This window comes from Pseudomonas shirazensis (assembly GCF_014268785.2).
Lineage (GTDB): Bacteria > Pseudomonadota > Gammaproteobacteria > Pseudomonadales > Pseudomonadaceae > Aquipseudomonas > Aquipseudomonas shirazensis.
The window spans coordinates 158,217-173,340 of sequence record NZ_JABWRD020000002.1; the positions used below are offsets into that span (position 1 = coordinate 158,217).

Annotated in this window: 13 protein-coding genes; 1 reads left to right on the top strand and 12 read right to left on the bottom strand. The window is 65.6% G+C overall.

From position 1 onward, the window contains the following. Positions 1-3 precede the first annotated feature (3 nt). Complete coding sequence (locus HU736_RS12020) at positions 4-4,308, top strand: hemagglutinin repeat-containing protein (protein WP_186697599.1); 4,305 nt, start codon at positions 4-6, stop codon at positions 4,306-4,308. A 57-nt stretch (positions 4,309-4,365) separates the two neighbouring features. Here HU736_RS12020 and HU736_RS12025 read toward each other — a convergent pair whose 3' ends face one another. Genes HU736_RS12025 through HU736_RS12080 form a run of 12 tightly spaced genes read right to left on the bottom strand, consistent with a single transcriptional unit; the run spans position 4,366 to position 15,030 of the window. Continuing rightward, positions 4,366-5,025 (bottom strand): general secretion pathway protein GspN, encoded by a 660-nt coding sequence (locus HU736_RS12025; RefSeq protein ID WP_103436263.1) that lies wholly within the window; start codon positions 5,023-5,025, stop codon positions 4,366-4,368. Then, positions 5,022-5,408, bottom strand: coding sequence for a type II secretion system protein GspM (gene gspM, locus HU736_RS12030; RefSeq protein WP_103436262.1), 387 nt, complete (start codon positions 5,406-5,408; stop codon positions 5,022-5,024). The genes HU736_RS12025 and gspM overlap by 4 nt, the downstream gene beginning before the upstream one ends. Then, positions 5,408-6,496, bottom strand: a complete 1,089-nt coding sequence (locus HU736_RS12035; protein WP_103436261.1) for a GspL/Epsl periplasmic domain-containing protein — start codon at positions 6,494-6,496, stop codon at positions 5,408-5,410. Before HU736_RS12035 ends, gspM begins: the two co-directional genes overlap by 1 nt. Before the next feature lie 11 nt (positions 6,497-6,507). Further along, a complete protein-coding gene (locus HU736_RS12040) occupies positions 6,508-7,098 on the bottom strand; it encodes a PulJ/GspJ family protein (protein ID WP_186697597.1) in 591 nt (196 codons plus the stop codon). Further along, positions 7,095-7,463, bottom strand: coding sequence for a type II secretion system protein (locus tag HU736_RS12045; protein ID WP_103436259.1), 369 nt, complete (start codon positions 7,461-7,463; stop codon positions 7,095-7,097). The genes HU736_RS12040 and HU736_RS12045 overlap by 4 nt, the downstream gene beginning before the upstream one ends. Further along, entirely contained in the window at positions 7,460-7,897 is a 438-nt protein-coding gene (gene gspH / locus HU736_RS12050) for a type II secretion system minor pseudopilin GspH (RefSeq protein WP_186697594.1), read from the bottom strand. Before gspH ends, HU736_RS12045 begins: the two co-directional genes overlap by 4 nt. 3 nt (positions 7,898-7,900) lie before the next feature. Then, entirely contained in the window at positions 7,901-8,335 is a 435-nt protein-coding gene (gene gspG / locus HU736_RS12055) for a type II secretion system major pseudopilin GspG (protein WP_103436257.1), read from the bottom strand. Between the two features lie 15 nt (positions 8,336-8,350). Then, the gene (gspF, locus tag HU736_RS12060; protein ID WP_186697592.1) at positions 8,351-9,553 is read right to left on the bottom strand and encodes a type II secretion system inner membrane protein GspF; all 1,203 of its coding nucleotides are present in this window, start codon (positions 9,551-9,553) and stop codon (positions 8,351-8,353) included. Positions 9,554-9,556: 3 nt separating this feature from the next. Next, complete coding sequence (locus HU736_RS12065; protein WP_186697875.1) at positions 9,557-11,005, bottom strand: GspE/PulE family protein; 1,449 nt, start codon at positions 11,003-11,005, stop codon at positions 9,557-9,559. Continuing rightward, a complete protein-coding gene (gene gspD, locus HU736_RS12070) occupies positions 11,005-12,963 on the bottom strand; it encodes a type II secretion system secretin GspD (RefSeq protein WP_186697590.1) in 1,959 nt (652 codons plus the stop codon). Before gspD ends, HU736_RS12065 begins: the two co-directional genes overlap by 1 nt. 4 nt (positions 12,964-12,967) lie before the next feature. Beyond that, complete coding sequence (locus tag HU736_RS12075) at positions 12,968-13,393, bottom strand: pilus assembly protein PilZ (RefSeq protein ID WP_101317047.1); 426 nt, start codon at positions 13,391-13,393, stop codon at positions 12,968-12,970. Next, positions 13,390-15,030: a bifunctional UDP-sugar hydrolase/5'-nucleotidase gene (locus HU736_RS12080; RefSeq protein ID WP_186697588.1), complete on the bottom strand. Its 1,641-nt coding sequence runs from the start codon at positions 15,028-15,030 to the stop codon at positions 13,390-13,392. Before HU736_RS12080 ends, HU736_RS12075 begins: the two co-directional genes overlap by 4 nt. Positions 15,031-15,124 lie beyond the last annotated feature (94 nt).

Genomic DNA, 15,124 nt, shown 5'->3' on the forward strand with positions numbered 1-15,124 from the left:
ATAATGAAAAACCTTGCGCAACTCCCCCTGGTCCAACCAGACACACTACGTTGGGCGGTGTTTGTCGGCCTGTTCTGCACGGGCGCAGCCCTTGCCCAACCCGCATTGCAGCCCAGCAGCGGCCCCGGTGGAACGCCCGTGATCAACCCGACCCATGGCGTGCCGGTGATCGAAATCGTCCCGCCAAATGCCAGTGGCCTGTCGCACAACCAGTTCATTGACTACAACGTCGGCAAGCCCGGGCTGGTGCTCAACAACTCGCTGCAGTCGGGCCAGTCGCAGCTGGCCGGCGCCCTGGCGGCCAACCCTCAGTTTCACGGTCAGGCCGCTTCGACCATCCTCAATGAGGTGGTCAGCCGCAACGCCTCGCTGATCGAAGGCCCGCAGGAAATCTTCGGTCGCGCGGCCAACTACATCCTCGCCAACCCCAACGGCATCACCCTCAACGGCGGCAGCTTCATCAACACCACCCGGGCCGGCTTCGCGGTCGGTACTGCAGAGGTCCAGGACCAGCAGTTGAAGCTGCTCGATACCTTGCAGGCGAGCGGTTCGCTGCAGGTGCTGAGCGGCGGCCAGCGCAACGACGGCGGTGCGCTGGACCTGATCGCACCGCAGATTCACAGCACGGGCGAGCTCAGTGCCAAGGACGACCTCAACATCACCGTTGGCCACAATCGTATCGATGCGGTGACCGGTAACGTCGTCGAACACCTGGCTGCGACGCCTTCGAGCATCGACGCCCAGCTGTTCGGTGCGATGCACGCAGGGCGTATTCGGGTAGTCAGTACTGGCGAAGGTGCCGGCGTGCGCGTTGGCGCGGTACAGGTCAACGGCCGCAACGGCGTCAGCATCGGTTCGGCAGGCGATCTGTTCATCAGCGGTGAACCCGGCCAGGCCGCCACGTTACGCAGCGAGCAGGGGCTGTTGGCGCTGCAGGCCATGGACATCTTGACCCTGCGCGCTGTTGATGGCCAGGCCAAGCGTATCGAAGCCAAGGCCGGGCAACAGCTGACCCTGGATACCACTACCCGCGAAACCATCGCCCGCGAGCAGGAGAACTGGGACAAGGGCTGGTGGTTCGTCACCACCGAAACCTACAACCGCGACCGCACCAGTACCGAGCGCACCTTGCAAGGCACCACCTTGCAGGCTGACGAAGCGGTCCAATTGCAGTCGGGCGGCGACCTGCGCATGGTCGCCGCGACGCTGACCAGCGCGGGCCAGATCAACCTCGTCAGCGGCGGCAAACTGGACATCGATGCCGGTGTCGACAGCAAGCGGGTCGAACAGAGCATCCGCCATCGCAAGCACCTGTGGAATGGCGACAGTGACAGCGATGACTACCAGGAAACCGCTCGCGGCAGCCGCCTTCAGGCTGGCCAGGTCAGCGCCAGTGCCAGCGGCGCGATCACGATTCGCGGCAGTGAGGTGCACAGCCAGAACGATGCGCTCCTGCAAAGTGATCAGGGCAGCCTCCAAGTCACAAGCGGGCAGACCCAGTCAAGCTCCCACTCGCACAGCCGCGATAGCAAGTTGTTCGGCCTCATAAGCACGAGCAAGGACGACGCCGAGCAACATGAACAAGCCCAGGGCAGCGAGGTGCAAGCGCAGAGCAACCTGTACCTGGCCAGTGCCGAGCAGATGCGCATTCACGGCTCCAGGCTCAAGGCTGGCCAGCAGCTGAAGGTCGAGGCCAAGGGCGACCTGCTGATTGACAGTGCCCAGTCTCGATCCCAGCAGCAGACTTCGACTCATCAACGCGGCCTCACCGCATCTGCCAAGCAGACCCAGGAGTCTGAGGACGGCAAGCCTGCTTCGCACCAGTATCAGGCGGGCTTGGGCTATCAGGTAGTCAATAGCCAGCATGAGCAGCAAGACACCACTCAGCTGGGCAGTGAGCTGCATGCCGGCAGCGTCGACCTGCGCAGCGATGCCCACCTGCAACTCAACGGCTCACAGGTCAAGGCCACCCACGGCGACCTGAACATCAGCGCACAGCAAACCACCCTGGGCGCCACCCACAATCAGCACGAGTCGCTCGACAGCTCCCGTCAGAGCGGCGGCGGCCTGCTGTTGAGCGGCGGCATCGACAAGCTCGGTGCGGCCTTCGAAGGCCACCACAACCGCGATACGCAACAGCAAAAGGACAGCAAGGTGCAGCGCAGCGAACTCTCGGCCACAGGCAAGCTTCATATCAACAGCAAGCAACTGGTCACCGAAGCCGCAAGGGTGACTGCCGGCGATACTCTGCAAATCGATGCCGAGCACATCGACAATCGGGCAGTGCATGACACTGAAGTGCGCGAGCACAACCGTAACGACTGGAGCGCCAGCCTGGGTGGCAGCCTGGAATACCGCGGGCTCACCCGGCCGATCGAGCAACTGATCGCAGGAGGCGAGGGTCAGCGCTTCCAGCAGACCTCTGTGGAGGAGGCGCTGGTCGCCCCGAGTGCCGGCGCCGACATGACTGTGGAGCACCTCAAACGCCTGGAAAACCAGCGCCGCGGCTATGCGCAGGTCAGCGAGCTGAGTGGCGGCTCGGTGGTGGTCAAGGCAGATCGCATCGATGATCAAGGTACGGCATGGCGAGCCAATACCGGCACCCTGCAGATCGATGCCGACCGTCATCACATGGCGGCGGCGGTTGATCAGCAGCAGAGCAAGGTCGACCGCCTGGCCTATGGCGGCGACCTGCGGGTCGATACCAGCACTGGCGAAGACATCAATGTGCGCGCCTCGGCCAAGGGCGATTCACTGGCAAGTCTTGTCAGCAAGGACACGGCCCGCCCAGTCAGCCTCTACGGCAAGCAAGGCATTCAGGTTCAGTTGGGCAGCGAAGGCCGCTATGAGGGCAGCCGCTTCGACGGTGGCGATGCGGGGGTAAGCCTGCACAGCGGCGGGCAACTGAGCCTTGTGCAGGTCACTGATCGGCACAGCGAGCAGATCAATGCCATCGAGGGCAACGCCTGGGCCAAAGGCGGCAACCGCCCCGGCAGCACGGGGGGTGAAGTGCGCGGCTATCTCAAGGGCGAGCAACGCTCGCTCGACGATTCGACTGCGCAGGTAGCCCAGATCGACGCCAAGGGCGATGTCAGCCTGAGCAGTGCTGGCGACCTGTTGCTGGAAGGCACACGTATCGGCAGCCGTGCGGCCAAGGTCGCCAACGTCGATATAAACAGCGCCGGGCTGTTGCAGGTCAAGGCCGCCACCTCAAGTCACCAGGCCCACGGCAACGCCCTCGGCGGCGGCCTGGAATTGGCCCTCAAGCAAGGCGATAGCCGCGGTGGCGCAGTCGGCGGCCACTTCAACAGTGGTCGCGTGGATGAGTCCTTGCGCCAGGCAGTGGATGCGCAGATCGACACCACCGGCAAGCTGGCCCTGGCCAGCAGCGCACGCGAAGAAACTGCCGTGCACCTGCAAGGGCTGCAGGCGACGGCGGGGCAGATCGCGATCACCGCAGACAACGGCGGCCTGCTGCTGGAAGGCTCATCGAACAGCGAGCGGCGCGACAACCTCGCCATCACTGCCGGCGCCGGCTTTGCCCAATCCAGCGGCAGCCTCGACAGCCAAGGCCTGCACGGCCGGGTCAAGGTCAACCTCGACCAACGCGACAACCAGACCTGGAACACCAGCAACCTGCGCGCCGACCACATCGTCCTGACCAGCAGCGGCGACGGTCGCTTGCTGAGCGCGCGCCTGGATGCGGGACGCATCGACGCCGACATCGGTGGCGATCTATTGGTCGCCAGCCGCAAAGATCAGGTCAACAACCTCAGCGTCGATGTTGATGCGCGCTTGAGCCGCGAGCGCAATCCGCAGGGCTTCAACAATGCCCTGGCTGCGTTGGCAGGTCCCGCAGGCGACAAGCTCACCGGCAAGTTCGGCAAACAGGTCAGCAAGGTCGACCCAAACCTGTCGCCTACGCTGAAACTGGACGTGTCGCAGGTTCAGCGCGATACCGTCAGCGAGCAAGCGAGTTTGAGTGGACGCGATGAAGTCCAGCTCAACGTCGGCGGCAATCTGAAACTGGAAGGTGCCAAGCTGCAGTCAGGCAAAGGCCAGGTGGAGGTGCAGGCTGCATCCGTCACCGAGCAGACCCTATATGGCCGCGACTACCGCCGCGATGTGGCTGTGAGTGCGTCAAATTCGCCGGTCGATCTGGGCACGGCATTGGTTGACGTGATCAAGAACAGCATGCGCGCTGATGGTGAGAATGCCTTGAACCTGGGTTTGTTGCGCACCAGCGGGCATGATCGAAGCGAGGTATTCGCATCGAGTATTCAAGACCCACGCACGCCACGTGAGTGAGTGAGGGCTGCGCTGGCCTGTTCGGTTCAGAACGTGCGGGCCTGCGCGGGTGGGTTGCTACCAGCTGACACGGCGCTGCATCTGTAATGCCTGCATGCCCAGCAACTGCGCCCCCCGCAAGATCGGCACCAGGCCAGTGTCAGGCTCCAGCGCGAGGTTGATCTTAGCTTGCCGGCGCAACAGGTCAGCGTCCACACGGCCGTGGTGCTGCCCGTCTGCCTGCAGTGTTCCCGATAGATTCCAGCCGTCACTGCAGTCCATCTGCAGCGTCGCCCGGCCCAGCCCCAGCGACCATGGCTCGACCAGTGCCAAGTCGTGCGCCTGAAGTTGCCCTTGCGCCGCGCTGCAGCCCCAGCCAGAGCCCTGCATGCTTATCGCGCCCTGCCATTGCCCGGCCAGGCGGAAGCCGACCGGCACCCGTGCCTGCGCGCCAAGCGCGGCCAGTTCTGCCCGCCACGCCCAGGGCCAGCCGGACACCTGTGCCTGCCAGTCCTGGCCTTGAAAGCCCGCCTGCACCTGCCCGCTGATGCGCCACGGCTGCAAGTGCCAACGTACCAACCCAAGCTGCCCCCACTGCGTCGCCTGGCCCTGCCAGAGGCTGCCGACAACCCCCGTTGCGGGCAGGCCCAGGCCGCTGACGATCCAGCTGGCGGGCAGTTGCGCCAGCACACTCACGCAGAACACCAACACCAGCCACAGCCCAGCGCGCTTGCTCATGGCTGCACCTGCAGCTCGAAACGCAGCCCGCTTGGGTCTCGCTCCAGACCCCATTGCAGCAACTGCACGCCATCGGCCTGCAAGGCCGCCAGCCACTGTTGCAGATGCTGCTCATCAGCCACCTGGCCGCGCAACTGCCAGAGGCCATCGCGCGGCTCGACATCGAGCAGCTTGACCTGCCGCACCTGCGCTGATTGGCGCAGGCGCTCAAGACTCACCGGCGCACCTTGCTGCAAGCTGGCCGCCGACTCAGCCAAGGCTTGCCATTGGCGCATCTCCCCCCAGTGCGCCAGCGCGGTACGGCTCGCAAGCGCCAGCAGCAACAGCGCGATCAGGCCGCAAGCCAGCGGCATACGGTTTCGGTGCAACCATTGACGGTCCATCATGCGGCTCCCAGATCGAACACCACCGGCCACTGCCCTGCAGCGCCGACTTCGACGCTGGCGCCGACGGATTTGGCCAGCGCCTGCCAGTCCGGGGCCCTGCCCTCCCCGTCCAGGCGCAGTTGCCAGCGCTGGCCATCGAAGCGCACCGCTTGCAGGCGCCAACCGGAATTCTTACCCAGCCAAAGGTCCAGCTGCGCCTGCAAGTCCTGCAGCTTGCGCAGGCGCAACTGACGCTCGCTGTGCACCTCGCCCAGGCGCTTGAGTGCCACACTCGCCTGGTGCAGCGTGGCCTGCTCACCGGTTACGGCCAGCACCTGCTGGCGATACACCTCAGCCTGGCGCCACTGCTGGCTCACCCAGATGCCGGCCCACAGCGTGGCCATGGCGAGACAGCCAACGGCCAGGCGCAACGGGCCACGTGGCAGCTTGAGCGGCTGACGCTGACGCGGCGCGGCGAACAGATCGGGCAAGCTATCGAGGCATTGCAGTTGGGTCGGCCAACTACCTTGCACTGAATTGAGCTGCAGTTCGGCCCACGGCCTGGACGGTTCCTGGCCCAAGCGCTGCGGCCAACACAGCCAGTGTTCAAGGCCATCGGCGGTAGTGGCACGCAGCAGCTCGAGGCCATTGCCACGTTGCCAGCGCCAGCCGCTGCCGACAGCAGGCGCAGGCAGCAATTGCATCTCCGTCCAGCAGCGTTCGATGTTCAACGCCCACCCCGCGCATTGCTCGCGCCAGACTTGCAACTGCGCCCGCGCAACCACTGCCAGGCGCAACTGTCCTGGCGAACGCCCGAGGCAGGCACACAACACGTCATCAGCTGCCTGCAACAGTCGGTCTTCAAGCAGCAGCGGCCATTCGTCGCGCTTCAAGCCGGGTGGCGCGGACATGTGAAAATGGCTGCAAGACGCGGCAGGAATGATCAGCGCAACCCGAGCCTCAAGATCGGTCGGGGGCTGGCCTTTGCCGTGGCGCGACGGCTGGTTACCCTGCACCAGCAGCCAGTCCCACGGCTGATCAACATTGCCCGGACGCAACAGCAACCAAGGCCGGGCGCTGCGCTTGCGACGCCAATCAACAATCATCAGCGCCACCTTCAGGACAGCCCATGGGGCAAAGCGAACGTGCAGACATAAGGTGCTCCATCACGCTGCAGTTGCAGCCGCACACCGGCGCCGGGGTGTGCCGGTTGATCGGAAGGCCAGGCCAACCAGCGGCCGCCCTGGTAATAGACAACGCTCCAACTGCTGACCCGCTGCAACCGCTCGCGCACGACCCAATGCGGCATGCCGACGGCGTACAGGTCTGCCGAGCTTTCCAACAGCAACTGCTGCTCGCGCGGATCGAAGCGCAGGCGCTGACGTTGCAGTCGCGAGCCGCCCTCGGCCTGCGGCCAGGCGGCGGCAGCCACCCAGAGCAACTGCTGCGCCTGCGGTTGCCAATCGAGCCAGCGCACGGCCAAGGGCAAGCGCTGCTCGTAGAGACGGCGCAGCACCGGGCTGTCGAAACGCCGCTCCAGGGCCAGGCAAAACTCCAGCACACCGCGTTCGTTGCTGGTGCTGTCGAGACGTTCGCGAACTTTGAGCCAGCCGTTGACCAGCGCGGAGAGCATGACCCCGAGCACGGCGGTCAGGGCCAGCGCGACCATCAGCTCGATCAGGGTCAAGCCTGCCTGGCGACGCTTCATGGCCGCTCCAGAAACACGCTGTACAAACCCAGCGGCAGGCGCTGCTCGCGGTCTGCGAACAACTGCAGCTCGCCACGGCGCAGGTCACGCACACCTGTGCTGCGCAATCGCAGTTGCCAATGGCAGATCTGCCCGCCCTGCTGCAATTCTCCGCTGCCCTGATTGGCCGCAGGCCAGTACTGCTCGACGACAAAGCGCGCCTGCAATTCACGCGCGCAGAGCAGCCCGAGGCGATGCTGCTGGACGGTCTCCTGCACCGCCAGGCGCTGGCGCAGGACCTGACTGGCGATCACCGCCAGCACCGAGGCGATGGCCAGCGCCACCACGACCTCAAGCAAGGTGAACCCCGCCTGGCGCGATTTCATGGCCCGGCCTGGGTCAGCAAGCGACCGTCGCGCCCCCACTGCCAGCGCTGGCTGCCTTGCGGCCAGCGCCACAGCAGCGTGCCGGGTTGTGCCCAGCCCTCGGGAGTGAACAGCAATTGCGGCGTAGCACTGGCGGGCCAGTCCGGGCGTAGCGTCTTTGGCCACTGGCCGAGGCGCACCGGTTCGACCACCCAGGCGTCGCCCTCGCGGCGGACAAACTCGGGCTGCTGGCCGTTCCAACGCAGCCCGCGCAATTGCCCGGCATGGCGCGCCAGCGCAGCTTGCTCGCGGGTCTGTGCAGCCAGCCGCTCGAGCGTCTGGCTGACGTTGCTGCTGCCACTGTCGAGCCAGGCCACACTGAGGCCGCTCATCAAGCCGGCAATCGCCAGCACCACGAGCAGTTCGATCAGGCTGAAGCCACGCTGGGCGAGCATCGGTCACAGCGCCCAGTTGCCCAAGTCGGCATCCAGGTCTTCACCGCCCGCTACGCCATCGGCACCCAGCGAATACACGTCGACCCGACCATGCTCGCCGGGCATGCGGTACTGGTACGGAGTACCCCAAGGGTCTTCTGGCAAGCGGCGGATATAACCGTCGCTGCGCCAGGCCCGCGGGACGGGTTCGGCGGCCGGTTTTGTAACCAGCGCCGCCAAGCCCTGCTCGCTGCTGGGAAAGCGCAGGTTGTCGAGCCGATACATGTCAAGCGCCTGCTCGAGCGTTGCCAGGTCGGCCATGACCTTCTGGCGCATGGCCTTGTCCTGATTGCCCAGCACGCTCGGTGCGACCACGGCGATGAGCAGGCCGATGATGAAAATCACCACCATGATTTCCATCAGGGTGAAGCCTTGTTGGCGCTTACGTCGATGCTGCATTGCCGGTTCTCCTTGTCACAGTTGCAGGCCCTGGTTGAGTTGCATGATCGGCAGCAAGACCGCCAGCACGATGAACAGCACCACGCCGCCCATCACCAGAATCATCAAAGGTTCAAACAGCGCCATCGCGGTATCGACCTGACGGGCAAAGCCACGCTCCTGATCGTCGGCCACGCGCTCGAGCATGTCGGCCAGGGTGCCGCTGGCCTCGCCGCTGCCGACCATGTTCACCAGCAGTGGCGGAAACTGTTGGCTGGCGTCCAGTGCCCGGTGCAGGCTGGTGCCGCCCTCGACCTGCTGGCGGACCTGTTCCATGGCCTGGCGAATGCGCCGGTTGCCAACCGTTTCGGTGGCCACCTGCAGCGCTTCGAGCAGGGCCACACCACTGCTGCTGAGAATCGCCAGGCTGCGTGCCAGCCGCGCGCTTTCCAGCACCTGCAGCAAGCCGCCGATGCGCGGCAGGCGCAACAGCCATTGATCGCGGCGCAGGCACCAGTGCGCTTTGCGCAGCAGCCAGCGGCTGATCACGCTGAATAGCACGACCGCCGCCAACAGCCAGGGCCCGGCGCTGACCAGGCCCTGGCTGAGGCCGATGAGGATCGAGGTCACCAGCGGCAGGCTCTGTCCGGAATGGGCAAATTGTTCGGTGAGTTTTGGCACCACGAAGGTCATCAGGCCGACCACTACGGCCAGCGATACACCCATCAGCACCGCCGGATAGATCAACGCCGTACGCGCCTTGTGTTGCTGACGCTGAACTTGCTCAAGGTGATCTGCCAGCCGCGTCAGCACCTGCGCCAGCCGTCCGGAACGCTCACCGGCTTCGACCAGCGCGCAGTAGAGCCCAGTGAACGGCGCGCCCTGCCTTGCCAAACTCCGAGCCAGTCCAAGGCCCTCGGCCAACGCCCCGCGCACACCGACCAGTACCGTTTGCAGCGCCGGCTGGCGCAACTGCCGCTCCAGCGTGGCGAGCGCATCGACCAAAGGGATACCGGCGCCAGTCAGGGTTGCCAGTTGGCGGGTCAGCTCGCACAGCTGCGCCCGGCTGAGGCGCTGGCGACGGGAGCGTCCGGTCGCGTTGTCGTGGCGCTTGAGGTCTTTGGCGAACAGCCCCTGCTCGCGCAACAACTGCCGTGCATGGCGCTCGCTGTCGGCCTGCAAAGTGGCGGCGTGGCGTTTGCCGGCAAGGTCGACGGCCTGGTAGCGATAGGTCGGCATAGGTTAGCCCTGGACCACGCGCAACACTTCGGCAAGGCTGGTCTGGCCAAGCTGCAGGCAGTCACTGGCCATGCTCACCAGGCTGCGCCGACGGTCGCTCAGGTAGGCGTGCATGGCCACTTCGCTGGCGCCCTCGTACAGCAAGGCAATCAGCCCGGCATCCAGTTCAACGAATTCGTACAGGCCCATCCGCCCGGCATAGCCGCTGCCCTGGCAGGCTTCGCAGCCGACCGCGTGAAAGGTCTCGCGCAACGCGCCCAGTTCGGGGAACAGTTGTTTTTCTGCGGCCTGCAGCGGCTGCGCGACAGCACAGCTGCACAGTTGCCGGACCAGCCGCTGAGCCAATACGCCGCGCAGGCATGAGGCAATCAGAAACGGCTCGATGCCCATGTCGCGCAGACGGGTAACGGCGCCCACGGCGCTGTTGGTATGCAGGGTCGACAGCACCAGGTGGCCGGTGAGGCTGGCCTGCACGGCAATCTGTGCAGTCTCCTGGTCGCGGATTTCGCCGAGCATGATCACGTCCGGGTCCTGACGCAGAATCGCCCGCAGGCCGGCGGCAAAGGTCAGCCCGGCGCGTGGGTTGATCGCGGTCTGGCCAATGCCGGCGATGGCGTATTCGACCGGGTCTTCCACGGTGAGGATGTTGCGGCTGCCGTCGTTGAGGCTGTTGAGGCTGGCGTACAGGGTGGTGGTCTTGCCCGAGCCGGTCGGGCCGGTACTGAGGACAATGCCATTGGGCCGCGCCAGGCAATTGCGCAAGCCCTGCAACACGGCGGCGGGCATGCCCAGGTTGTCCAGCGCCAGCAGGCTGGCCTGCTTGTCGAGCACGCGCATCACCACCCGCTCACCGTGGATGCCGGGCAAGGTCGAGACCCGCACATCGATCTCGCGACCAGCTGCACGCAGGGTGATCCGGCCGTCCTGTGGCTGGCGTTTTTCGGCGATATCGAGGCGGGCCATGACCTTGATCCGCGACACCAGCATCGCCGACAGTGCCCGCGGTGGGCGCAGCACTTCGCGCAGGTGGCCGTCGACGCGCAGGCGTACCACCAGGCTTTGCTCGAAGGTTTCGATGTGGATGTCCGATGCACGCAGGCGCATGGCCTGGCCGAACAGGCCGTTGATCAGGCGGATCACCGGCGCTTCGTCATCGCTTTCGAGCAGGTCTTCGATGCGTGGCATTTCGCTCATCAGGCTGTCGAGATCGACCTGCTCGCCGATGCCTTCGATCAACGCCTGGTTGGCCGCGCTGCCAGCTTGATAAAGCTGGCCGAGGCGTTGATCGAAGTCTGCCGCCGGCAGGTACTCGACCGCTACCGGCTGGCCGTGCACGCGCAGCAGTTCCTGCAACTGCGCGCTGTCGGCGTCGGCCCGCAGCCACAGCTGCCAACCTTCGGCGAGTGGCGCCAGGGCCAGGCCGGACTGGCGCGCCAGGCGATAGGGCAGCATCACCAGTTACCGCCTTCGAGCCGCGCGCGGCTGGCCGGAAACACCTGCAACAACTGCGAGCCTTCGGCCAACGCTGGCAATTGCAGCGGCGTGCTCTGCTGCAGGCTGCGGTACTTGTCCTGGCTCAGACCGGCGAGGCTTGGGCCGTCACGCAGGATGCGCGGGCGGATGAACACCATCAGGTTCTGCTTGGTATTGCGGCTGGCATCGGAGCGGAACAAGCGGCCCAGCACCGGGACATCCCCAAGCAGCGGCACACGCTGGTTGCTGGTGCTCAATTCATCGCTGATCAGGCCACCGAGAATCACCAGGCCGTTGTCCTCGACCATGACCTTGGTCTTGATCTCGCGCTTGTTGGTAATGACGTCACTGGCGCTGCTGCTGTCGGCAATCGACGAAACTTCCTGGACGATATCCAGGCGCACGCTGTTGTCAACGTTGACCTGCGGTTTGATCCGCAGCTTGACCCCGACCTCCTTGCGCTCGATGGTCTGGTACGGGTTGGCGTTGTTCTGGGTTACCGAGCCGGTCACGAACGGCACCTCCTGACCGACCAGGATCGACGCCTCGGCGTTGTCCAGGGTCAACAGGGTTGGCGTCGACAGCAGATTGAAGCCGCTCTTGCCCTTGAGTGCGTTGACCAACATGGCGAAGTTGAAGCCGCCGCCGAAGTTGCCGATGCCGGCAGTCACCCCGGTGGTGGCCGACAGCAGCTTGCCCAGCGCACTGGTATCGCCCTCGGCGGCCGCGCCGGCAATACCAGCGATGTTCACTCCGTTGCTGCCAAAGTTGACCACGCCAGCGCCAAACTTCTCGTCGGCGAATAGCCACTGCACGCCCAGCTCTTGGGCCTGAATGTCCGAGACCTCGGCAATGATCGCCTCGACCACCACCTGCGCACGGCGGATGTCCAGCTGCTCGACGATGTTGCGATAGGCCGCCAGCTCGCTGTCCGGGCCGACCATCACCACAGCGTTGGTGCCCTCCTCGTATTCCAGGCGAATACCAGAGTCACTGGCCATCGCCACAGGCTGATCCTTGCCCTCGCCCTGCCCTTCGGCCGGCACCGCGCCGGTCTGGCTCAGGCCGCGCAAGACCTTGACCACTTCGCTGGCATTGGCGTGGCGCAGGTAGATCACCTGGGTATTGCTGCTGTGCAGGTTGTCACCGGGCCGATCCAGCTGCGCCAACAAGGCGCGCACGCGCTCACGGCTGTCGGCGCTGCCGCGCACCAGCAAGGCATTGCTGCGCGGGTCGGCCACCACCTGGGCACGGTCGGTGGCCTGTTCACTGGCCAGCAGCCGCGTGACCAACTGGGCGGTATCGGCAGCGCTGGCGTGCTGCAGTTTCATCACCTGCAGTGGCTCTTCGCTGACCTGGTCGAGTTCGCGCAGCAGGCTGTCGATGCGTTCGAGGTTGCTGCGCCAGTCGGTCACCACCAGCAGATTGGCCGCAGGGTACGGCGTGATCACGCCCACCCGGGGATCGATCAGCGGCTTGATGATGCCTAGTATCTGCTCGCTGCCCGCATTGCGCACATTGAACACGCGGGTGGCGACACCATCGCTGCCGGTATTCTTGCTGGCGGCGTTCTCGACCGGCACCGGCTCGAGCCGCGCGGCTTGATCGGGGACGATCTTGACGCTGCCATTGGGCAGGTCGACTGCGGCGTAACCCTGCGCGCGCAACTGGGCGAGGAAGATATCGTAGATGGCGTCAGCGTCATGCCGGTCGACCGTGCGCACGGTGACCTTGCCTTTGACCCGCGGGTCGACGATGAACGTGGTGCCGGTGATCCGCGACACGCTGTCGATGAACTCGACCAGGTCAGTGTCGACGAAATTCACTTCGTACATCGGCGTGCCGCCTTCGTCGAGCACCTCGGGCTCTTCGGCCCAGGCCAATGACAAGCTCAGGCTCAGGCTCAATGCAGCCGCTGCGCAGTATCTAGCAAACATCAACTCATCCTTGCCGCTTGAAGCCGGTCACGGCGGGCCGTGGCGGCCAGGGCAGGCGTTCGCGCCGCCCCTGGTTGTCGATAATCAGGCCTGCGCCATCGATGTCCTGCAGCACGATCCCCGGCGCGAGCCGCTGACCGCGGCCCAAGGTGCGAATCTGCTCGCCGAAGCGCAGCACCACCACCGTCGCCGACAGCGGCTGGGCACGCAGCCCGCCGAGGTACTGCAACGGCAGCCGGGTCAGAGGGATCTCGCCTGTGTCGAGCGGGGCTTGCCAGTGCCCCGCCATCAGTCCTGGAATGGCCGCGTGTTCAGGCTGCGCCGTCGTGGCCGGCAGCGGCTGACGGCTAAGCTGCAGCACACATTGCGCCGCCAGCCAGCCGGCGAGGGTCAACAGCAAAAACGCGCCGAGGCGACTGCTCCAGCTCACGTCATGGCCTGCCGTGGATGCCAGCCGGGATGCCCCTGTACATAGCGCACCTCAGGCAACTGCAGCGGCGCCAGGCGCCAGTCGCTGGGCTGACGACGCAACCAGGCTTCGAGGGTTTGCCACAGCGGCTCACCGGCATCGGCGGCGAACTGCAGGCCGAAGGTGCGGCACTGGCCCTGCACGGTCGCAAAGTCAACGATACGTTTGCCTTGCGGGCTGTAACTGACGCGCCAGGCCTGGCCTTGCCAACGTGGTAGATCCTGGCTGTTGTCGAGCAGCAGCGGGTCGCCGAACAACTGCTCGGCGGCGTTTTCCAGCACCTGTTCAACCTGCCGTGCCGGCGCCTCGACCACGGGCGCCGGGTAGCCACCGGTAAGGCTTATCAGGTGCTCGCGGGTAATCATTTCACCGCCTGCCAACGGATAGTCGTAGCGCAGCCCCGGCAACAACACCGGCATGGCGCTGCTGTCAGACAACGCTTGCTGGAGCAAGGCATCCCAACTGCCGCCGCGCGTATCGCGCCGCCACAGGGCTTGCGGCGCTCGCGCCAACGGTAGATCGAGCCAAGCGGCATGGCCGGCACGCTGCGCCCGCACCACACTGCGCAGTTGTGCGGCGCGCGCCTGAGCAGCGAGCGTCAACTGCTGCTCGAAGGCGGGAAAGAAACGCGCCTGAAACTGCCATTGACCCGCCACCTGCTGGCAACGCAAACGGAACGCGCCGCTGCCACGGCAACCGGCGAACAGCACCGGCACCTGCCGGCCGCTGGCCTGGCTGGCCAGCACTGGCGCCGGCCACAAGTCCAGGCCACGGGCGCACAGCAGCACGTCGATTTCAGGCACGCGCTCGGCCAGCCACAGGCCCGGGCCGGTGCCGACATCGGCCAGCGCGACGACCAGATCAGCCTCGCGCCGCGCCTGCTGAAAGACCGCCTGCAGTGACTGATACCACTGCTTCAGAGAGGCTTTTTGATCCTGCGCATAAGGGTCGGTCACGCCGACCACCGCAATCCGCACACCTGCGCGCTGGAACACCCGCAGGCTGTCGATGCCCAGCGCCTTGCTCTGCTCCACAGACAGGCCTGCGCCCAGTGTCGCCGCGGCAGACTGCTGATACAGCGCCGCACAGCGCTGTGGCCAGAGCACACGTTCATCGCTGCTGACGCGGACATCGCTGCCCAGTAGCTGGCTGCCCTGCACGCCGCTTTCGCCCTGGCTTAGATAAGCCAGGCCGCTGCCATTCCAGCCCTGGCCGTTCTCCAGGGTCAGGCAGTTGTCTGCGCCGGCTTCGTTGCGCAGTTGCTCGAGCAACGCGGCCAGCACCGGGTACCCACCCAGCTGTGCACGGCTGCTCTGGCTGGCATCCAGCAAAGGCGCAAGTTCCGGGGATGCGGCACTGGCGCTGGCGCCGGTCATCCACGGCGCGCGGCCGAGGTGGCTGACCGGCCCCAGGCGCGTCGCCGGCACCACCGCCTGGCCGGGTTGACGGGCATCCAGGGTGTCGGCGAGATACAGCAGGTCCAGCGGCGCGCCGCCGCCACGCTGGCCGGGCAGCGCCGAGCAGGCGCCAAGCAACGGCGTCAACGCCGCGACACCCATCCAGCTGATTACCTCGCGTCTGCCCACACTGCTAACCATCAAGCCCGCATCCTTTTCCGAGTTCACGTTGGGGTTCGGATATTGCGGCGCCCAGATGACAGTTTCATGGCAGATATCCGACAGTAATCGCCGA